The organism is Pseudomonas sp. GW821-FHT12A04 (assembly GCF_058807755.1).
In genome coordinates this window covers 334,289-353,418 of the sequence record NZ_JBXAQZ010000002.1, presented here as the reverse complement: position 1 = coordinate 353,418, position 19,130 = coordinate 334,289, and the positions used below count along the sequence as shown (strand labels likewise).

At 60.5% G+C, this 19,130-nt stretch carries 20 protein-coding genes, 1 other RNA gene and 1 pseudogene; 7 read left to right on the top strand and 15 right to left on the bottom strand.

Annotation, left to right across the window (positions count from 1 at the left end; all coding sequences use genetic code 11):
• Nucleotides 1-45 precede the first annotated feature (45 nt).
• The 9 genes and pseudogenes from gcvH to AC1RS8_RS04395 form a co-directional block, all read right to left on the bottom strand.
• Nucleotides 46-429 carry a glycine cleavage system protein GcvH gene (gene gcvH / locus AC1RS8_RS04435; RefSeq protein ID WP_489339425.1) on the bottom strand — a complete coding sequence of 128 codons (384 nt, stop codon included), beginning with the start codon at nucleotides 427-429 and terminating at the stop codon, nucleotides 46-48.
• Nucleotides 430-477: 48 nt separating this feature from the next.
• A complete protein-coding gene (gcvT, locus tag AC1RS8_RS04430) occupies nucleotides 478-1,560 on the bottom strand; it encodes a glycine cleavage system aminomethyltransferase GcvT (protein ID WP_489339426.1) in 1,083 nt (360 codons plus the stop codon).
• Between the two features lie 156 nt (nucleotides 1,561-1,716).
• The gene (locus AC1RS8_RS04425; protein ID WP_057712827.1) at nucleotides 1,717-3,333 is read right to left on the bottom strand and encodes an ABC transporter permease; all 1,617 of its coding nucleotides are present in this window, start codon (nucleotides 3,331-3,333) and stop codon (nucleotides 1,717-1,719) included.
• A gap of 205 nt (nucleotides 3,334-3,538) precedes the next feature.
• Nucleotides 3,539-4,543 carry an extracellular solute-binding protein gene (locus AC1RS8_RS04420; RefSeq protein ID WP_057712826.1) on the bottom strand — a complete coding sequence of 335 codons (1,005 nt, stop codon included), beginning with the start codon at nucleotides 4,541-4,543 and terminating at the stop codon, nucleotides 3,539-3,541.
• A 248-nt stretch (nucleotides 4,544-4,791) separates the two neighbouring features.
• Complete coding sequence (locus AC1RS8_RS04415) at nucleotides 4,792-6,009, bottom strand: 2-octaprenyl-3-methyl-6-methoxy-1,4-benzoquinol hydroxylase (RefSeq protein ID WP_407515929.1); 1,218 nt, start codon at nucleotides 6,007-6,009, stop codon at nucleotides 4,792-4,794.
• Nucleotides 6,010-6,018: 9 nt separating this feature from the next.
• Nucleotides 6,019-6,126, bottom strand: a pseudogene (locus AC1RS8_RS04410) (tetrameric acyl-CoA thioesterase); the annotation flags it as partial.
• Nucleotides 6,127-6,163: 37 nt separating this feature from the next.
• On the bottom strand, nucleotides 6,164-7,351 hold the full coding sequence (gene ubiH / locus AC1RS8_RS04405) for a 2-octaprenyl-6-methoxyphenyl hydroxylase (RefSeq protein WP_150813740.1): 1,188 nt from the start codon (nucleotides 7,349-7,351) through the stop codon (nucleotides 6,164-6,166).
• The gene (gene pepP / locus AC1RS8_RS04400; protein WP_154860922.1) at nucleotides 7,348-8,682 is read right to left on the bottom strand and encodes a Xaa-Pro aminopeptidase; all 1,335 of its coding nucleotides are present in this window, start codon (nucleotides 8,680-8,682) and stop codon (nucleotides 7,348-7,350) included. Before pepP ends, ubiH begins: the two co-directional genes overlap by 4 nt.
• A gap of 27 nt (nucleotides 8,683-8,709) precedes the next feature.
• Nucleotides 8,710-9,267 (bottom strand): YecA/YgfB family protein, encoded by a 558-nt coding sequence (locus tag AC1RS8_RS04395; protein WP_489339427.1) that lies wholly within the window; start codon nucleotides 9,265-9,267, stop codon nucleotides 8,710-8,712.
• Nucleotides 9,268-9,461: 194 nt separating this feature from the next.
• Here AC1RS8_RS04395 and AC1RS8_RS04390 point away from each other — a divergent pair, with 194 nt between their 5' ends.
• The 4 genes from AC1RS8_RS04390 to AC1RS8_RS04375 all read left to right on the top strand — a co-directional run bounded on the left by AC1RS8_RS04390 (nucleotide 9,462) and on the right by AC1RS8_RS04375 (nucleotide 10,886).
• Nucleotides 9,462-9,671, top strand: a complete 210-nt coding sequence (locus AC1RS8_RS04390) for a TIGR02449 family protein (RefSeq protein WP_007982902.1) — start codon at nucleotides 9,462-9,464, stop codon at nucleotides 9,669-9,671.
• Nucleotides 9,668-9,985, top strand: coding sequence for a cell division protein ZapA (locus AC1RS8_RS04385; RefSeq protein WP_057712821.1), 318 nt, complete (start codon nucleotides 9,668-9,670; stop codon nucleotides 9,983-9,985). Before AC1RS8_RS04390 ends, AC1RS8_RS04385 begins: the two co-directional genes overlap by 4 nt.
• Before the next feature lie 30 nt (nucleotides 9,986-10,015).
• A non-coding RNA gene (ssrS, locus tag AC1RS8_RS04380) (6S RNA) lies at nucleotides 10,016-10,194 on the top strand.
• Between the two features lie 86 nt (nucleotides 10,195-10,280).
• Nucleotides 10,281-10,886, top strand: coding sequence for a 5-formyltetrahydrofolate cyclo-ligase (locus tag AC1RS8_RS04375; RefSeq protein WP_489339428.1), 606 nt, complete (start codon nucleotides 10,281-10,283; stop codon nucleotides 10,884-10,886).
• Nucleotides 10,887-10,921: 35 nt separating this feature from the next.
• Here the strand turns inward: AC1RS8_RS04375 and AC1RS8_RS04370 are convergent, their stop codons facing one another.
• On the bottom strand, nucleotides 10,922-11,077 hold the full coding sequence (locus AC1RS8_RS04370) for a hypothetical protein (RefSeq protein ID WP_007982896.1): 156 nt from the start codon (nucleotides 11,075-11,077) through the stop codon (nucleotides 10,922-10,924).
• A gap of 195 nt (nucleotides 11,078-11,272) precedes the next feature.
• On the opposite strand from AC1RS8_RS04370, the gene AC1RS8_RS04365 reads away from it, so the two are divergent.
• The gene (locus AC1RS8_RS04365; protein ID WP_489340651.1) at nucleotides 11,273-11,725 is read left to right on the top strand and encodes an EVE domain-containing protein; all 453 of its coding nucleotides are present in this window, start codon (nucleotides 11,273-11,275) and stop codon (nucleotides 11,723-11,725) included.
• A 142-nt stretch (nucleotides 11,726-11,867) separates the two neighbouring features.
• Here the strand turns inward: AC1RS8_RS04365 and AC1RS8_RS04360 are convergent, their stop codons facing one another.
• On the bottom strand, nucleotides 11,868-12,275 hold the full coding sequence (locus AC1RS8_RS04360) for a flagellar basal body-associated protein FliL (RefSeq protein WP_032829534.1): 408 nt from the start codon (nucleotides 12,273-12,275) through the stop codon (nucleotides 11,868-11,870).
• 150 nt (nucleotides 12,276-12,425) lie between these two features.
• Between AC1RS8_RS04360 and AC1RS8_RS04355 the strand changes: the two genes are divergently transcribed.
• A complete protein-coding gene (locus AC1RS8_RS04355) occupies nucleotides 12,426-13,403 on the top strand; it encodes an NADPH:quinone oxidoreductase family protein (protein ID WP_489339429.1) in 978 nt (325 codons plus the stop codon).
• A 47-nt stretch (nucleotides 13,404-13,450) separates the two neighbouring features.
• On the opposite strand, the gene AC1RS8_RS04350 is transcribed toward AC1RS8_RS04355, so the two are convergent.
• Entirely contained in the window at nucleotides 13,451-14,065 is a 615-nt protein-coding gene (locus AC1RS8_RS04350) for an energy transducer TonB (RefSeq protein WP_407515913.1), read from the bottom strand.
• 326 nt (nucleotides 14,066-14,391) lie between these two features.
• Between AC1RS8_RS04350 and glpT the strand changes: the two genes are divergently transcribed.
• Nucleotides 14,392-15,741 carry a glycerol-3-phosphate transporter gene (glpT, locus tag AC1RS8_RS04345; protein WP_008048696.1) on the top strand — a complete coding sequence of 450 codons (1,350 nt, stop codon included), beginning with the start codon at nucleotides 14,392-14,394 and terminating at the stop codon, nucleotides 15,739-15,741.
• Here the strand turns inward: glpT and AC1RS8_RS04340 are convergent.
• The 3 genes from AC1RS8_RS04340 to ubiD all read right to left on the bottom strand — a co-directional run bounded on the left by AC1RS8_RS04340 (nucleotide 15,717) and on the right by ubiD (nucleotide 19,127).
• Nucleotides 15,717-16,385 carry a gamma-glutamylcyclotransferase gene (locus AC1RS8_RS04340; protein WP_090452075.1) on the bottom strand — a complete coding sequence of 223 codons (669 nt, stop codon included), beginning with the start codon at nucleotides 16,383-16,385 and terminating at the stop codon, nucleotides 15,717-15,719. The two genes, glpT and AC1RS8_RS04340, sit on opposite strands and share 25 nt — an antisense overlap.
• A gap of 307 nt (nucleotides 16,386-16,692) precedes the next feature.
• A complete protein-coding gene (locus AC1RS8_RS04335) occupies nucleotides 16,693-17,661 on the bottom strand; it encodes a CDP-6-deoxy-delta-3,4-glucoseen reductase (RefSeq protein WP_090452076.1) in 969 nt (322 codons plus the stop codon).
• A complete protein-coding gene (ubiD, locus tag AC1RS8_RS04330) occupies nucleotides 17,661-19,127 on the bottom strand; it encodes a 4-hydroxy-3-polyprenylbenzoate decarboxylase (RefSeq protein ID WP_008048693.1) in 1,467 nt (488 codons plus the stop codon). The genes AC1RS8_RS04335 and ubiD overlap by 1 nt, the downstream gene beginning before the upstream one ends.
• Between the last annotated feature and the right edge of the window lie 3 nt (nucleotides 19,128-19,130).

The following is a 19,130-nucleotide window of genomic DNA, read 5'->3' as shown; positions in this document are numbered from 1 at the left end:
AACAAAAAGCCCCGACGAGTCGGGGCTTTGGATGACGCTGAAGGCTTACTCGCCGATGGCGGCCTTGTAGCCGGCGGCATCCAGCAGTTTTTCCAGGTCTGCAGCGTTGCTTGGCTTGATCTTGAAGATCCACGCGTCGTACGGGTCGCTGTTGAGCAGTTCCGGCGAAGCGCTCAAGTCTTCGTTGACCGCGATCACTTCACCGGCAATCGGGGAGTAGATGTCGGAAGCGGCTTTCACCGATTCAACGACACCGGCCTGATCTTCAGCGGCAAACACGTTGCCGACTTCAGTCAGCTCGACGAACACCACATCACCCAGCGCTTCCTGCGCGTGATCGCTGATGCCCACGGTGACGGTGCCATCGGCTTCCAGACGTGCCCATTCGTGACTTTCGGCAAAACGCAGGTCGGCAGGGATATCGCTCATGTTCTGTGTCCTCAGGAAATGGTCGGCGGTCATGTCCGCCAGAAAAGATTAGATCAAGGTTTTGCCGTGGCGTACGAAGGTCGGTTTGACCACCCGGACCGGGTACCACTTGCCACGGATTTCCACTTCAGCGCGGTCGGCTGTTGCCATCGGCACGCGCGCCAGTGCAATCGACTTGCTTAGCGTAGGAGAGAAACTACCACTGGTGATCTCCCCTTCGCCAACATCGGCGATGCGGACCACCTGATGAGCACGCAAAACACCACGCTCCTCAAGGACCAGACCGACCAGTTTGTGCTGTACACCGGCGGCCTGCTCGGTTTCCAGCGCCTTGCGCCCGATGAACTGCCGGGTGGCAGGTTCCCAGGCAATGGTCCAGGCCATATTGGAGGCCAAGGGTGAAATATCCTGCTGGATGTCCTGACCGTAAAGGTTCATGCCGGCTTCGACCCGCAAGGTATCCCGCGCGCCAAGGCCGATGGGAGAAATCCCGGCTCCGACCAGATCGTTGAAAAAGCCTGGCGCCTGATCGGCCGGCAGAATGATTTCCAGGCCGTCTTCGCCGGTATAACCGGTGCGTGCAATGAACCAGTCACCATCGGACAGGCCTTCGAAAGGCTTGAGGAGCTGGATCAGGTTGCCGCGGGACTGACTGACCAGTTCGGCAATTTTCTGCCGGGCGTGGGGGCCCTGGATGGCCAGCATCGCCAACTCGGTACGCTCGCGAAGTTGCACATCGAAACCGTCGAGATGCGCTTGCATCCAAGCCATGTCCTGATCGCGGGTGGAGGCGTTGACCACCAGGCGATAACCCTCATCGAGACGGTAGACGATCATGTCGTCGACAATCCCGCCCTGCTCGTTGAGCATGGTGCTGTACAACGCACGGCCTGGGCTGTGCAGGCGTTCGACATCATTGGCCAGTAAATGCCGGAGCCAGGCTTTGGCCTGGGCGCCACCGACATCGATTACGGTCATGTGGGATACATCGAAGACACCGCAATCGCGGCGCACCTGATGGTGTTCCTCGACCTGCGATCCATAATGCAGAGGCATGTCCCAACCGCCAAAATCGACCATCTTCGCGCCGAGTGCGAGATGAAGGTCATACAGAGGCGTACGCTGTCCCATGGGTTTCTCCTTCCGGGCGTGGCGAAGGTGCGGGCAGGTGCTGCACGGACTGAATGCCTTGAAACAAAGGGCCTTCAGCCGATTTCAGCTACCTGGTCTGTCAGACGGACCGCACCGAATGCCGCGCATTGTAGCCGCAAGGTGTAGGACTGACACCTAGCTGTTTCGATGTGCTGAGCGTCGGATCAATCCGATGACCGGTAACAGCCCGACCAGTACCAGGGTCAATGCCGGCAAAGACGCCCGCGCCCATTCGCCTTCGCTGGTCATTTCGAAGATTCGCACCGCCAGCGTGTCCCAGCCAAACGGGCGCATCAGCAAGGTTGCGGGCATTTCCTTGAGCACATCGACGAACACCAGCAGCGCGGCGCTCAACGTGCCGGGTAGCAATAGTGGCAGATACACTTTGAAAAACAGTCGTGGCCCACTGACGCCAAGGCTACGTGCCGCTTCGGGCAAAGATGGCCGTATACGCGCCAGGCTGCTTTCCAGCGGTCCGTAAGCCACCGCAATGAATCGCACCAGATAGGCCAGCAACAATGCCGACAGGCTGCCCAGCAGCAGCGGTTTGCCCGCACCACCGAGCCAGCTCGAGAGCGGGATCACCAGTTCGCGGTCCAGGTAACTGAACGCGAGCATGATCGACACCGCCAGCACCGAACCGGGCAAGGCGTAGCCCAGGTTGGCCAGACTGACCCCGGAACGAATGACCCGGGTGGGCGCCAGTCGTCGGGCAAACGCCAGTAACAAGGCGACGCTGACGGTGATCAACGCCGCCATCGCCCCCAGGTACAAGGTATGGACGATCAACCCGGTGTAGCGCTCGTCGAGATCGAAGCGCCCACGCAGCCAGAACCACACCACCAATTGCAGCATCGGGATAACGAAAGCACAGGCGAACACCAGGCAGCACCACGTCGTGGCCGCCAGCGCCTTGACGCCTCGCAGGTGATACAGCGCCTTGACCCGTGGTCGCTCGTTACTCGCCCGGTTCGCCCCACGGGCACGCCGTTCGCCGTAGAGCACGAGCATCACCACCAGCAGTAACAGGCTGGCCAGTTGCGCGGCGGAGGACAGGCTGAAAAAACCGTACCAAGTCTTGTAGATGGCCGTGGTGAAGGTATCGAAGTTGAACACCGACACTGCGCCGAAGTCCGCCAGGGTTTCCATCAGTGCCAATGCCACGCCCGCACCGATGGCTGGCCGCGCCATGGGCAATGCCACCCGCCAGAACGCTTGCCAGGGCGATTGACCAAGGACCCGCGCGGCTTCCATCAGGCCTTTGCCCTGGGCGAGGAAGGCGGTGCGCGCCAGCAGGTAAACATAGGGATAAAAGACCAGCACGAGCACGACGATCACGCCACCCGTGGAGCGCACGCGCGGCAGCCGCAGGCCACTGCCAAACCACTCGCGCAGCAGGGTTTGCACGGGCCCGGCAAAATCCAGCAGGCCGACGAAGACGAAGGCCAGCACATAGGCAGGGATCGCGAAGGGCAGCATCAATGCCCAGTCCAGCCAGCGCCGACCGGGGAATTCGCAAAGGCTGGTAAGCCAGGCCAGGCTGACACCCAGGACTGTCACGCCGACACCTACGCCTAGCACCAGGGTCAGGGTATTGCCCAGCAAACGCGGCATCTGCGTGTCCCAGAGATGAGACCAGATCTGTTGATCGATGGTTTGCCAGGACAGCAGCAGCACGCTCAGGGGCAACAGGACCAGCGCAGCAATGGCGAAGACGACTGGATACCAGCGGCGTTGGGCGGGATGGGCCACAGGCTTGGTTCTCTACTATCTAATGGATGAGATCGACACTGGCAGGAGCGAGCTCGCTTGCGAAAAACGTCAACGATAATGCGGGAAGCCTGACGGTCCGCGGCGCCCTGACGTTCATCGCGAGCAAGCTCGCTCCTACAGCGTCAGGGGTGCGTAACGCAAAAACAAACGCCCCGCCTAGGCGGGGCGCAGCATAACAGCTGGCTCAGTTCCAGCCAGCCTTGTCCATCATGCGAATCGCCTCAGCCTGGCGCTTGCCGGCGATTTCCACAGGCAAGGTATCAGCAATGAACTTGCCCCATGCGGCGACTTCAGCCGATGGCTGCACGGCCGGATTCGCCGGGAACTCCTGGTTCACGTCGGCAAAGATTTTCTGCGCTTCAGGGGTGGTCATCCACTCCACCAGAGCCTTGGCCGCTTCCGGGTGTGGCGCGTGTTGTGTCAGGCCGATACCCGACAGGTTGATGTGTACGCCACGGTCAGCCTGGTTCGGCCAGAACAGTTTCACCGGCAGGTCTGGCTTCTGCTTGTGCAGGCGGCCGTAGTAGTAGGTGTTGACGATACCGACGTCGCACTGACCGGCGTTGATCGCTTCCAGCACGGCGGTGTCGTCGGAGAACACGTCGGTGGACAGGTTCCTGACCCAGCCCTTGAGGATTTCCTCGGTCTTCCCGGCGCCGTGCACTTCGATCATGGTCGCGGTCAGGGACTGGTTGTAGACCTTCTTCGCCGTGCGCAGGCACAGGCGGCCTTCCCATTGTTTGTCGGCCAGCGCTTCGTAGGTGGTCAGTTCACCCGGCTTCACCCGATCTGTGGAGTAGGCAATGGTCCGCGCCCGCAGGCTCAGGCCGGTCCAGGCATGGGAGGCTGCCCGGTATTGCAGCGGAATATTGGTGTCGATGGTTTTCGAGGTGAACGGCTGGAGGATGCCCATCTGCTCGGCTTGCCAGAGGTTGCCGGCATCGACGGTGAGCAGCAGGTCGGCCGGCGTATTCGCGCCCTCGGCCTTGAGCCGCTGCATCAGCGGCGCTTCCTTGTCGGTGATGAACTTCACCTTCACGCCGGTCTTGGCGGTGTAGGCATCGAATACTGGCTTGATCAGCTCGTCGATTCGCGAGGAGTAGACCACCACTTCGTCAGCGGCCTGGGCGGCGGTGCTGCCGATCAGGGTCAAGGCCAGTGCAGTCAGTAGACGCTTCGGTGCCAACATGGGAGCGGTCTCTCGATTGAAAAATGAGGACAAATGATAAGGACTCACATTTAGCTTCTCAATCGAACCCGCTTGCGGAGGAGTTACCAGATGTTGCACAAGCTGGAATATTGGGTGGCCGAACTGTCGCCATCGCGAGCAAGCTCGCTCCCACAGGGTTCTCCAGCGTTCACACAAATTGCATTAACACCCGAATTCCTGTGGGAGCGAGCTTGCTCGCGATGGGGCCTTTAACCTCAACAAAAATCTCAGGCCTTGGCGAGTGCCGGTAAATCCCCGATCAACCCCAGCGCTTCACGCACGAACAACGCCTTGGCTTCCGGCATCTTCTCCACCATTTTCAACCCGGTATTACGCAACCAGCGCACCGGCAACGGATCGGCCTGGAACAACCGCTCGAAGCCTTCCATCGCCGCCATCAGCGCCAGGTTGTGGGGCATGCGTCGACGCTCGTAACGGCTGAGGACTTTCACATCCGCCAGGCGTTCGCCACGTGTTGCCGCTTGCAGCAACACTTCGGCCAGCACGGCGGCATCGAGGAATCCGAGATTCACCCCCTGCCCGGCCAACGGGTGAATGGTGTGGGCCGCGTCGCCGATCAATGCCAGGCCTTCAGCCACATACCGCTTGGCATGCCGCTGACGCAGGGGCACACACAGGCGCGGATCGGCGCTCAGTACTTCGCCGAGCCGACCTTCAAAGGCCCGCTCCAATGCCTTGCAGAAACCTTGCTCATCCATCGCCATCAGACGTTCGGCTTCACCGGGTGTGGTCGACCAGACGATCGAACACCAATCCTGCTGGCCGTCCCGCTCAAGGGGCAGAAACGCCAACGGACCGTTATCGGTGAAGCGCTGCCACGCCGTCATCTGATGCGGTTTGACGCAACGCACGCTGGTGACGATGGCATGGTGCATATAATCCCATTCGCGGGTCGCCACTCCGGCCAGGCGTCGCACCGCCGAGTTGGCGCCATCTGCCGCGATCACCAGCGGCGCGCGCAGGGTGCGGCCATCGGCCAGGGTCAGCAGCCAGTCATCGCCGGAGCGGCGCATCTGCTCCAGGCGAGCATTGGCCAGCAACCCCAGGTCGCAATCGTGCAGGCGCTCGAGCAAGGCATCCTGGACCACACGGTTCTCGACGATATGCCCCAACACCTCGGCATGCACGCTGGCCGCCGAGAAGTGGATTTGCCCGGTGCCGCTGCCATCCCAGACCTGCATGTCGGTGTAGGGGCTGCTGCGCCGCCCGGCGATGCCGTCCCACACGCCCAGGCGCTCGAGAATCCGCTGGCTGGCAGTCGACAAGGCGCTCACCCGTGGCTCAAACGCTGCCTGAGCGTTGAACGGTTTGACGCTCATGGGGCTGCCGTCCAGCAGCAGGACTTCCAGCCCGCTGTCCTGCAACGCCAGCGCCAGGGCGCTGCCGACCATTCCGGCCCCGACAATCAGCAGATCTGCGCGCATTTCCATGCTTTAAGCCTGTCTCTCTTGCGGCTTGAGCCGCACGTAAAGGGTTTTCCCGACCCGCGCCACCAAGTGGCCGGCGCTGTCATGAATGTCGAACCTGCAAGGCAGGTATTTTATCAATCGCGCCTTGCCGAATCGGCGGATCAGCCAGTTACGCATCTGGACGCGTACCCAGCCCCATCGCCTGCCGGGCAAACCAGCGTTTGGCCGGTGGCAGCAGATCGAGGCCGAGCAAGCCGATGTTGCGCCCCAGGGACACCAGCGGCTGGGTGCTGCCGAACAGGCGCGTAACCTGATCGGAGAAACCCACGGTGAGGTCCTGATCGAGACGCTGGTGTTCGCGATAGGCCTGCAACGTGGCGAAGTCGCCCAATGGTTTTTCACTGGCGAGCAAGGCATTGGCCAGGGCCTGGGCGTCGCGCAGGGACAGGTTGAATCCCTGGCCGGCAATCGGATGCAGGCTGTGCGCCGCGTTGCCGAGCACCGCCAGATGCGGGCGCACCTGTTCTTCGGCCTCGACCAGTGTCAGCGGATACAGATGCCGCGCACCCACCTGCTTCAATGTGCCAAGGCGATAACCGAACACACCCTGCAACTCGCTGAGGAAGCTGCGCTCGTCGAGGGCTGCCAGGCGTTGCGCGTCCATGCCCAGGCGGGTCCAGACCAATGCGCAGCGATTATCCGGAAGCGGCAGCAACGCCATCGGGCCTTCGTCGGTGAAGCGCTCGAAAGCCATGCCGTTGTGGGCTTCGCTCGGGGTGATGTTGGCGATCAGCGCGCTCTGGTTGTACGGACGCTTGCGGATGCCGATCCCAAGTTGCTCGCGCAGGCCGGAGCGGCCACCGTCGGCGAGCACCGCGAGGTCGCATTCCAGGGTGGTTTCATCATTGAGGGTCAGGCGGTAGCCGTCGGTCAGCGGCTCCATGCGGGTGACTTCCGCCGGGCAGTGCCATCTGATCACGTCCTTGTCCAGGCCTTGCCACAGGCATTGGCCGAGCCAGGCGTTTTCAACGACATAACCCAGCGCTGGAACACCCTCTTCCATCGCCGACAACCGCGCCGTCGAGAATCGACCGCGGTCGGAAACATGAATCTGCTTGATCGGCTCGGCGCGGCGCGAGACTTCCTGCCAGACACCCAACCGTTGATAGATTTGCCGCGAGCCGAAGGACAACGCCGAGGAGCGGGCATCGTAACTCGGTTGCCAGGTGTCGCCAGGAGCAAACGGTTCGATCAACACGATCTTCCAGCCTCGGGCCTTGGCCCCGGCCTGAAGCGCCAGTGCCAGGCTTGCACCGACCAGCCCGCCACCGATGATTGCCAGATTGACTCGGCTCATGCTGCCTGTGTCCGCGCGGCGGCCATCAGGGCCTCTATCTCGGCGACGGTTTTCGGCACGCCGCTCGTCAATATTTCACAGCCGGTTTTGGTGACCACTACGTCGTCCTCGATGCGCACGCCGATGCCGCGCCATTTCTTCGCAACATTCTGGTTGTCCGGGGCGATATAGATCCCCGGTTCCACGGTCAGCGCCATGCCGACTTCCAGCACGCGCCACTCGCCGCCGACCTTGTATTCGCCGACGTCATGCACATCCATGCCCAGCCAATGGCCGGCGCGGTGCATGTAAAACGCCTTGTAGGCTTCGCTGGCGATCAGTTCGTCAACGTCACCACGCAGCAGACCCAGCTCGACCAGCCCGGCCGTGATGACCCGGACCGTGGCCTCATGCGCCTGATTCCAGTGCTTGTTCGGGGCGATTTCGGCAAAGGCGGCTTCCTGGGAGGCCAGCACCAATTCGTAGATCGCTTTCTGTTCCGCTGAATATTTGCCGCTGACCGGAAAGGTCCGGGTGATGTCGCTGGCGTAGCAGTCGATCTCGCAACCGGCATCGATCAGCACCAGATCCCCGTCCTTGAGCAGCGCGTCATTCTGCTGGTAATGCAGGATGCAGCTGTTGCGCCCCGCCGCGACGATCGACCCGTAGGCCGGCATCTTCGCCCCGCCCTTGCGGAATTCGTAATCGAGCTCGGCTTCCAGGCTGAATTCGTGCAATCCGGCGCGACAGGCCTGCATTGCCCGTACGTGCGCCTGGGCGGAAATCCGCGCTGCCTCGCGCATTACTTTCACTTCTGCCGCCGATTTATACAGGCGCATGTCGTGCAGCAGATGATCCAGGGCAACGAATTCGTTCGGCGGCTGGGCACCGAGGTTGGCCTTGGAGCGGATCACGTTGATCCACTCCATCAGGTGGCGATCGAATTCGGGGTTGCTGCCCATGGCCGAATATACCCGGTCACGGCCTTCGATCAGGCCCGGCAGGATGTCGTCGATATCAGTGATCGGAAAGGCATCGTCGGCGCCGAAGTCGCGAATCGCGCCTTCCTGCCCGGCACGCAGGCCATCCCACAGCTCGCGCTCGGCATTGCGTTCGCGGCAGAACAGGATGTATTCGCCATGCACGCGCCCCGGCATCAACACCAATACGGCCTGGGGCTCGGGAAAGCCGCTGAGGTACTGGAAGTCGCTGTCCTGGCGGTAGACGTGCTCGACGTCGCGGTTACGAATGGCCACCGCGGCGGCGGGCAGGATGGCGATGCTGTTGGGTTCCATCTGCGCCATCAGGGCCTTGCGGCGACGGCTGTATTCCGATTTCGGGATATGGATCATGGGCAGATGGCGTTCCCTGGCAAACGATTAGTGCAGCGACGGTTTGGCGGCGGCCGGTACGTCTTTTTTGGTCTCGGAGAACAGCAGCAGCGGTGCGACGCGCAGGTACTCCATGACTTCCATGTAGTCGTTTTCGCCGTCGTCGGACTCTTCCAGGGCATCCTGCACCTGGGAAATGGCCGCCAGATCCTGCAGCACCTCGGTGGCCTCGGTACTCAGGGCGCTGCTGTCACGGCAGTTCAGGCCGAAGCCGCTGAGGAAACCCTGGCACCACTGGCCCAGTGCGACAGCACGCTCGGTGAGGGGGGCGTCATCGGTCGGCAACAGCAGAACGACGGTCACGTCATCGCCCGTTAGCTCGCCCTTGACCATCTCTTGCAAGCCGATCAAGGCGTTGCGAACGTTGTCCTGCGGCTCGCTTTCGAGCAGTTCGGCGGCGTCGATCAACCACTCTTCGGCATTGAAACCGGCGCCGGCACAGCTGCGGCCGAGCAGCAGGCCATGCAGTTCGGCAGGCGAGACGTTATGACCGCTGGAAGTCAGCAGGGTGGCGAAGGCTTGGTACGGGGAATTCTGAATGGTCATGGGCAGCTAGGCGCCAGACGGCGCTATGTCTAGAATGAAGGCCTTGTATCCTACATCGACTACCCCTGTAGGAGCGAGCTTGCTCGCGATGGTCGTCAATGATAACGCTGGGTACCTGACACCCTGCGGCGTTCTCGGGTTCATCGCGAGCAAGCTCGCTCCTACAGTCCGTCACCCATCAGACAGTGAAGACAATGGAAGACACCGACCTGCAAGCGCTGATGGCCAGACTCGAACTGCTGATTACCCGAGTCGAGCAACTTAAGAGTCAAAACGGACTCTTACTAGCTCAGGAAAAGACCTGGCGCGAGGAACGCGCGCACCTCATTGAAAAAAACGAAATCGCCCGGCGTAAGGTCGAATCGATGATTTCGCGCCTCAAGGCCCTGGAGCAAGACTCATGAGTTCAAGCAATAGCGTCACCGTGCAGATCCTCGACAAAGAGTATTCGATCATCTGCCCACAGGAAGAGCGCAGTAATCTGATCAGCGCCGCCCGTTATCTGGACGGCAAGATGCGCGAGATCCGCAGCAGCGGCAAAGTCATCGGCGCCGACCGTATCGCCGTGATGGCCGCGCTGAACATCACCCACGACCTGTTGCACAAGGAAGAACGGCCGGATATCCAGGCCAGCGGCTCGACCCGCGAACAAGTGCGTGACCTGCTCGATCGCGTCGATCTGGCGCTCGCCACCGATCCGGATGTCACCAAAGGCTGATTCGCGCCGCCGCTTGCGGTATAATCCCCTCACTCCCTGGGGTGCTTGCCAGTTGGCGATGTCCCTGAGCCGATTTGCTATACCCTGGAGGTTGCACGTTGGGCTGGTGTGCATGTCCGCTAGACGGAAAGCCTTAAAGCCTACTGCATCTTCCACCTTGAACTTTCGGGTTCAAGGGCTAAGTCGACAGCGGCACATTCGGGGAGCCTGATTTCAGTCCAATGCCGGTTTTGATACCGGCATTGGCGTTTTTACGGGTACGCTTCACGTATCCGCATTGTTGAAGCCCAAATACATGACCGAACCTGCGCTGCTCCCCCGCCCGCAACTTCGACGCATGCTGCGCAAGGCCCGCCGCGCACTGACACCCAGCCAGCAACGCCAGGCCGCTCACGGGCTGTACAAGCAATTGGCCCAGCAACCGCTGTTCCGCCGCGCCCGGCACATCTCCCTCTACCTGCCCACCGACGGTGAAATCGATCCGCGTCTGTTGCTGCGCGCCGCGCAACGCCGGGGCAAAGCCACCTATCTACCGGTGCTGAGCGCCTGGCCACGAACCAAAATGGTGTTCCAGCGCATCCGTCCCGGGGAAAAACTCAAACCCAACCGCTTCCGTATTCTCGAACCACGGGCCAACCTCGCCCGGCAGCGCAAGATCTGGGCGCTGGATCTGGTGCTGTTGCCATTGGTGGGTTTTGACGATGTCGGCGGACGCCTGGGAATGGGCGGTGGTTTCTACGACCGGAGCCTGGCCTACCTGGCGCGACGAAATGGCTGGCGCAAGCCGACGCTGTTGGGGCTGGCCCATGAATGTCAGAAAGTGGCGCGATTGGCTCAGGCGAGCTGGGATGTGCCGCTGCAAGGAACGGTGACGGACAAGGCCTGGTATTACGCAGGCTAGGCACCACTTCGATCAGTGGCGCCGAGGCAACAGGATCAGCGCTTGAAGGCTGTCGACTGTTGCTGCAATTGGGCGAGTTCGACCGGCGCATCGGTCTTGTTGGCCCATAGGCTTTGGGCATAGCCAGTGGTCACGACGCCAAGGCCAAACAAAATGACCAAAATCCATAGTAAATCCGGTTTGCGTTTCATCGATTGCCCCCCAAAGGCACATCAACACGATGACAGCAGCGGTTTCCGTTTGTAGGCCGTGCAGCAGCGTCAAGCATTAAAGGCCGGCATTTTGCGACAACGTGAACCGCTGCGCAAATGCTGACGTCAACCGACTGTCGGTTTGTCATAAAATCGCCGACAAGCTGCTCAATCACCACGCAAGGAGCAAAAGACATGGCCTATTGGCTGATGAAATCCGAGCCCGACGAACTCTCGATCAAAGGGCTGGAAAAGCTCGGCAAAGCGCGCTGGGACGGGGTTCGCAACTATCAGGCACGCAATTTCCTGCGGACCATGGCGGTGGGGGATGAGTTCTTTTTCTATCATTCCAGCTGCCCCGAGCCTGGCATCGCCGGAATCGGCAAGATTGTCGAAGCCGCGTATCCGGACCCGACGGCGCTGGAGCCAGAGAGCCATTATTTTGACCCAAAGGCCACCCCGGATAAAAACGCCTGGAGTGCGATCGATGTCGCGCATGTCGAGACGTTTGCCCGGGTGCTGAAACTGGATTATCTGAAACAGCAGACGGCATTGGCCGAGTTGCCACTGGTGCAGAAAGGCTCGCGGTTATCGGTGATGCCGGTGACGGCGGAGCAATGGGCAGCGGTGATTGCCTTAAAGCCTTGAGTCATTTGTCGCCTGGACTGGCCTCATCGCGAGCAAGCTCGCTCCCACAGGGTTCTGTGGTGGACATGTGATTGTGCTTCAACACCAATCCACTGTGGGAGCGAGCTTGCTCGCGATGACGCCAGCTCAAGCAATAGAAGTCTTACTGAATGATCAGGTTGTTGAACAACAAATCCTCAACCACCGGCTTACCGGTTTCGTCGTTCATCACCTGTTGGGTCTGTTTCAGGGCCTCCTGACGCAGCTTTTCCTTGGCCTCGACGTTGTTCATCGTCTCGGTGGTCTGCTGGGCGAACAGTGCGACCAATTGATTGCGGATCAAGGGTTCATTGGCCTTCACCGCCTTGGCGGCCTCGTCACCGGTCACCCGCAACGCCACATCGGCCTTGTAGACCTTGAGTTTCGGCGTGCCGTCCAGCCCGTAGTTACCCACGAACGGCGGGCTCAGGGTGATGTAACTGACCTTCGGAGCTGCATCTTCTTTGGCTTCTTCGGCCACCGCTGCCACAGGCAGAGACAGGGCCAGCATCAACATGATCCACGCTTTCAAAATTCGCTCCTTTTCCGGTTTGCGGCCTAGCATAACGACCCGCCGCGCAAGCACAAGCTTATGGCTGACTATCAGGGCCGGGCATGCTCGTTGACCCATCGACCCACACACCTACACTTATCGGCCATCACTCCCAAAGGAATAGCCCTGATGAAAGCCGTGCTGTGCAAAGCCTTCGGCCCTGCCGAATCGCTGGTGCTGGAAGACGTCGCCAGTCCTGTCGCGAAGAAGAATGAAATCCTGCTGGACGTGCACGCCGCCGGGGTGAACTTCCCCGACACGTTGATCATCGAGGGCAAATACCAGTTCAAGCCGCCCTTCCCGTTTTCGCCGGGTGGTGAAGCGGCCGGCGTGGTCAGCGCAGTGGGTGAAAAAGTCAGCCACTTGAAAGTCGGTGACCGGGTCATGGCCCTGACCGGCTGGGGCAGCTTTGCCGAGCAGGTCGCTGTGCCGGGCTACAACGCACTGCCGATCCCGCCATCGATGGACTTCAACACCGCCGCCGCCTTCAGCATGACCTACGGCACCTCGATGCATGCCCTCAAGCAGCGCGGCAACCTGCAACCGGGCGAAACCCTGCTGGTACTGGGTGCTTCCGGCGGTGTCGGCCTGGCGGCGGTGGAAATCGGCAAAGCCATGGGCGCCCGGGTGATCGCGGCGGCCAGCAGCGCAGAGAAACTCGCCGTGGCCAAGGCCGCCGGCGCCGACGAACTGATCAACTACAGCGAAACCAGCCTGAAGGACGAAATCAAGCGTCTGACCGACGGCCAGGGTGCCGACGTGATCTACGACCCGGTCGGCGGCGACCTGTTCGACCAGGCCATCCGTGCCATCGCCTGGAACGGCCGCTTGCTGGTGGTCGGCTTCGCCAGCGGTCGCATTCCCGAATTGCCGGTCAACCTGGCCTTGCTTAAAGGTGCGGCAGTGCTCGGCGTGTTCTGGGGCTCGTTCGCCCAACGCCAGCCGCAGGGCAACGCGGCGAACTTCCAGCAGTTGTTTGGCTGGTTTGCCGAAGGCAAGCTCAAGCCTCTGGTGTCCCAGGTGTATCCGCTGAGCAATGCGGCGCAGGCGATCAATGACCTTGGCCAGCGTAAAGCGGTGGGGAAAGTGGTGGTGCAGGTTCGCTGAATCTCTCTGCAAATAAGCGCGGCCATGTAGCCGCGCTTTTATTGCCGTCAAAGCAACACCCGAATCTCCTCCGGCAAAAACCGCACATACCGACTCGCCGGATGTGCGCTACACCGCTGCACAATCGAACGGACGCTGGCATTGAGCTTGGCAATCAGAGCCAGACGTTTCTCTTCCGGCAATTGAGTCGGTGAAAGCGAGTGGGTCAGGTAACTGCGAGTCCAGCTGAAAACCGGCAGGTCCACCCACGAGGAAGTGGCGATGTTCAACGATGCCCGTGCGATAGCACTGCATTTCAGCCGCTCCAGCTCCTTGTTGACGTGGAAGGGATGTTCGCTGTCCAGCCTGTATTCCATGGGTGCGACTACGAGGATTTGCGCAGGTTGATCCCTGGTAATTGTCCACGGCTTGAATCGCCATTGGTTGACTGCGGCCAATGACGCCTCTTCGAGTTCGGGATGTGCACTTTGCGCAATCACGGCATTACTGACTGATCCATCGGCCTTCACAGTCATGCTGACACGCACCATGCCGGTGACACCCGCCCGATGCAGCGCCTTCGGATAAATCGGCTTTGGGTTGTTCTCGGGTATCAGAAATACCTCCCCGGCCCTGATATCCGCAGAGACCAGCAACAAAATTCCAACCAACCACCACCGCATGTCCCTCTCCCTTCGTCTGCAACGCCAGACTTGGCAACAGCACAAAGGTTAAAGCGCCGGGCCATTCGGCATAACGCCATGACTTCTGCTTTAAACGAAGGATCTTTCCTAAAGTCCTGCCCCATTCCGGGTAGATCAAATGCCCCAAACGAAAACAGGTAACACTTCCTACACCGCCCTTCACTTACATCTGAGCGACATGTTCATAAAGGAACGCGCGACTTCCAACATTTCCGCTGTTTTGCCGATGAGAACCGGTGCTATTTTCGGTAACGAAACTGTAATATTCGTATCCGCAGTCAAAACAAGAAATCTGGAGCTCTTGAATGTTTGCTTTCTTTCGTCCTGCCGCACATCAGGCTCCATTGCCTGAAGAAAAAATAGACAGCACCTACCGACGCCTTCGCTGGCAGATTTTCGCCGGCATTTTCATTGGCTATGCCGGTTACTACCTGCTGCGCAAGAACTTCTCCCTGGCCATGCCGTATCTGATCGATGAGGGCTACTCCCGTGGCCAGCTGGGTCTGGCGATGTCCGCCATCGCGATTGCCTACGGTCTGTCGAAGTTTCTCATGGGCCTGGTGTCCGACCGTTCCAACCCGCGCTTCTTCCTGCCATTCGGTCTTCTGGTATCGGCTGGGGTGATGTTCATTTTCGGTTTCGCGCCCTGGGCGACGTCCAGCGTGACCATGATGTTCATTTTGCTGTTCATCAACGGCTGGGCGCAGGGCATGGGTTGGCCGCCGAGTGGCCGGACCATGGTGCACTGGTGGTCGCAGAAGGAACGTGGCGGCGTGGTGTCCGTCTGGAACGTGGCGCACAACGTCGGCGGTGGCCTGATCGGCCCGTTGTTCCTGATCGGCATGGGGCTGTTCAATGACTGGCACGCCGCGTTCTACGTGCCGGCAGCCGTGGCGCTGGCAGTAGCGGTGTTTGCCTTTGTGACCATGCGCGACACCCCGCAATCGGTTGGCCTGCCGCCGATCGAGCAATACAAGAACGACTACCCGGAAGGCTACGACGCCAGCCACGAAGAGGAATTCAGCGCCAAGGAAATCTTCGTCAAATACGTGCTGCGCAACAAAATGCTCTGGTACATCGCCTTGGCCAACGTCTTTGTCTATCTGCTGCGTTACGGCGTGCTGGACTGGGCACCGACTTACCTCAAGGAAGCCAAGGGTTTCACTGTGGATAAAACCTCGTGGGCGTACTTCTTCTACGAGTGGGCAGGTATCCCGGGCACGCTGCTGTGCGGCTGGATGTCGGACAAGATCTTCCGTGGCAACCGTGGCCTGACCGGCATGGTGTTCATGGCGTTGGTGACGGTCGCGACGCTGGTTTACTGGCTCAACCCGGCCGGTAATCCGATGGTCGACATGATCGCGCTGCTGTCCATTGGCTTCCTGATCTACGGCCCGGTGATGCTGATCGGCCTGCAGGCGCTGGAACTGGCACCGAAGAAAGCTGCCGGTACGGCGGCGGGCTTTACCGGTCTGTTCGGTTACTTGGGTGGGTCGGTCGCGGCCAGTGCAGCGATGGGCTACACCGTGGACCATTTCGGTTGGGACGGCGGTTTCGTGCTGCTGGTCGGTGCCTGCCTGTTGGCGATGGCCTTCCTGGCCCCGACACTACGGCACAAACAAATCGCCAGTCAGGGCCGCGAAGCACTCGCTTGATCGGCCTTTGATTTACAGCGCTTGAGCCGCGCCTCCAGATTCCGGTCTGGCATGGCGTGGCTGCGCAGGGCGTGCGCGGTCTGCTCGACATAATCGCGAGTGGTGCCGTAGCGCCCGCAGGCGTTTTCAAACACATGGCTCAGCACATGGTCCGGCAAGTTGCCGGCATAGCTGGGCAGGTGTCGTTCCAGCACAAAACCCAATGCCTGAACCTGGCTGCCATCGTCGAGGCGGCAGTTGAGCCAGTGCGGGCGGTAGGAAGGGAAAGGCATCTCGCGCTGCCAAAGTGCGTAGAGCGAGGCTTCGAGTTGCTCTTCGGGCAAGCGATAGGCGAAACCGCTGCAAGAACCGCCGCGATCCAGGCCAAACACCAGGCCGGGCATTTCCGGGGTGCCGCGATGTTCGTGGGACCACAGGTACAACCCGCGATGGTAGCCATGCACCCGGCCGCGAACCCGCTCAACCGCCGTGCATTCAGGGCGCCAGATCAGCGAGCCATACGCAAACAGCCACACCGGCCCGCCCTTGTGGCGCGCCATGGTCGATTGCATCGAGCTGAGCAGTTGTTCGTGAGTGAGCTGCGGCCCCAGATCGAGCCGCGGAGGGTAAGCCAGATTCAAAAAAGCAGATTCAATGGCGCTCATGGCGAATAGCGTTCAGCTCCCCGCGGGTGAAGAATTACTTAATAGAACGCACGGCTGTAACAATAAGGCACATAAGTTTTAAGGCAATTTAAATGCCATGGCACAGTTCTTAATGAATTGCCTGGACAACATATAACCTACCGATATTTATAAAAATTTATAAATGCCGATTGGCTATATGTGGAGTTATATACCTGTAGGAGCGAGCTTGCTCGCGATGGAATCAAGAGCGCTGCGGGTAGCCTGACTGCCCGAGTAATCGTTAACGACCATCGCGAGCAAGCTCGCTCCTACAGGGTGTGCAGCATCAGGATCTTGGTGCGTAGGCAAATACGTCGGCACGCATCTGGTGGGCATCCATTCCCGCTTCCACCAGCGCATCCAGCGTGCCGTAGACCATGGCCGGAGAGCCACTGGCGTACACGTGTAGCGGCTTGAGGTCAGGGAAGTCTTCACAGACCGCTTCATGCAACATGCCGCACCGCCCTTCCCAACCGCATTGATCGCTGACGACCTTGTGCAGGAACAGGTTGGGCAACTTCAGCCATTCGTCCCAATGCTCGATTTGATAAAAATCTTCAGGACGACGCACGCCCCAATACAGATGCACCGGGTGCTTGAAACCCGAGGCCCGGCAATGCTCGATCAGACTGTGGATCTGGCCCATGCCGGTACCCGCGGCGATCAGCACGAGAGAACCTTCCGGCAACTCCTCCAGGTGGGTATCGCCGAACGGCAATTCGACCCGCACCATGCTGTTGCGCTGGAGCTGTTCGATCAGGCTCAGCGCACTGGATTCGCGCGCCAGTACGTGGATTTCCAGGTCGCGTCCCGCATGCGGTGCCGAGGCGAGGGAGAATGCGGACTTTTCGCCGTTCTCCCGTTCGATCATCAGGTACTGGCCAGCGTGGTAGCGCGGCGGTTTGCCAGCCGGAGCCCGCAGACGCACGCGCCAGGTGTCGCCGCCCACCTCCTTGCACTCAATGACCTGACACGACACGCTGCGCACCGGCAGTTCTCCCAGCGCGAGCACGCCATCCCACAGCACGATGCAGTCTTCCAGCGGCTCCGCTATGCAAGTGTAGAACTCGCCATGGTCACGCACATTGCCAGCCTGCTCGACCCGGCCTTCCACCAGCAGCGCCGCGCACACGTGGCAATTGCCGTTGCGGCAGCTTTGCGGGCATTCGTAGCCCAGACGTCGTGCGCCATCGAGAATCCGCTCGCCGGGCAATATCTCAAGTACTGCTCCGGAGGGCTGCAAGGTTACACGCATCAATCTATTCCTAACTGATTCCAGATGGCATCGATCCGCTGGGTCACGGCATCATCCTTGACGATGACCCGGCCCCATTCGCGAGTAGTTTCGCCCGGCCATTTATGCGTGGCATCGAGGCCCATTTTCGACCCCAGGCCGGAAACCGGCGAGGCGAAGTCGAGGTAGTCGATCGGCGTGTTGTCGATCATCACGGTGTCGCGCTTGGGGTCCATGCGCGTGGTGATGGCCCAGATCACGTCGTTCCAGTCCCGGGCGTTGATATCGTCGTCGGTGACGATAACGAACTTGGTGTACATGAACTGTCGCAAAAACGACCAGACACCCAGCATTACCCGCTTGGCGTGGCCCGGATACGACTTTTTCATGGTCACGATGGCCATGCGGTACGAGCAACCTTCGGGCGGCAGGTAGAAATCGGTGATCTCCGGGAACTGCTTCTGCAGGATCGGCACGAACACTTCGTTCAATGCCACGCCGAGGATCGCCGGCTCATCCGGCGGACGGCCGGTGTAGGTACTGTGGTAGATCGGCTTGATCCGATGGGTAATGCGCTCGACGGTGAACACCGGGAAGCTGTCGACTTCGTTGTAGTAACCGGTGTGGTCGCCGTATGGGCCTTCATCGGCCATCTCGCCCGGATGGATCACGCCTTCGAGGATGATTTCGGCGGTGGCCGGCACTTGCAGATCGTTGCCGCGGCACTTCACCAACTCAGTGCGGTTACCGCGCAAGAGGCCTGCGAAGGCGTATTCGGAAAGGCTGTCGGGCACCGGGGTCACGGCACCGAGGATAGTCGCCGGGTCAGCGCCCAGGGCCACGGAAACCGGGAACGGCTGGCCCGGATGCTTTTCGCACCACTCGCGGTAATCCAGCGCGCCGCCACGGTGGCTCAGCCAGCGCATGATGACCTTGTTGCGGCCGATCACTTGCTGACGGTAGATACCGAGGTTCTGGCGATCCTTGTTCGGGCCTTTGGTGACGGTCAGGCCCCAGGTGATCAGCGGACCGACGTCGCCCGGCCAGCAGGTCTGCACCGGCAGCATGGCCAGGTCGACGTCGTCGCCTTCGATGACCACTTCCTGGCACACCGCGTCCTTGACGACTTTCGGCGCCATCGAAATGATCTTGCGGAAGATCGGCAGCTTGGACCAGGCATCCTTCAGGCCTTTGGGCGGCTCGGGTTCCTTTAGGAACGCCAGCAGCTTGCCGATCTCGCGCAGCTCGCTGACCGACTCGGCACCCATGCCCATGGCGACCCGCTCGGGGGTACCGAACAGGTTGCCGAGTACCGGGATGTCATAGCCTGTCGGCTTTTCAAACAACAGCGCCGGGCCTTTGGCACGCAGCGTGCGATCACACACCTCGGTCATCTCCAGCACTGGAGAGACGGGGATCTGGATGCGTTTCAACTCTCCGCGCTGCTCAAGCTGCTGCACGAAATCCCGAAGATCCTTGAATTTCATTGA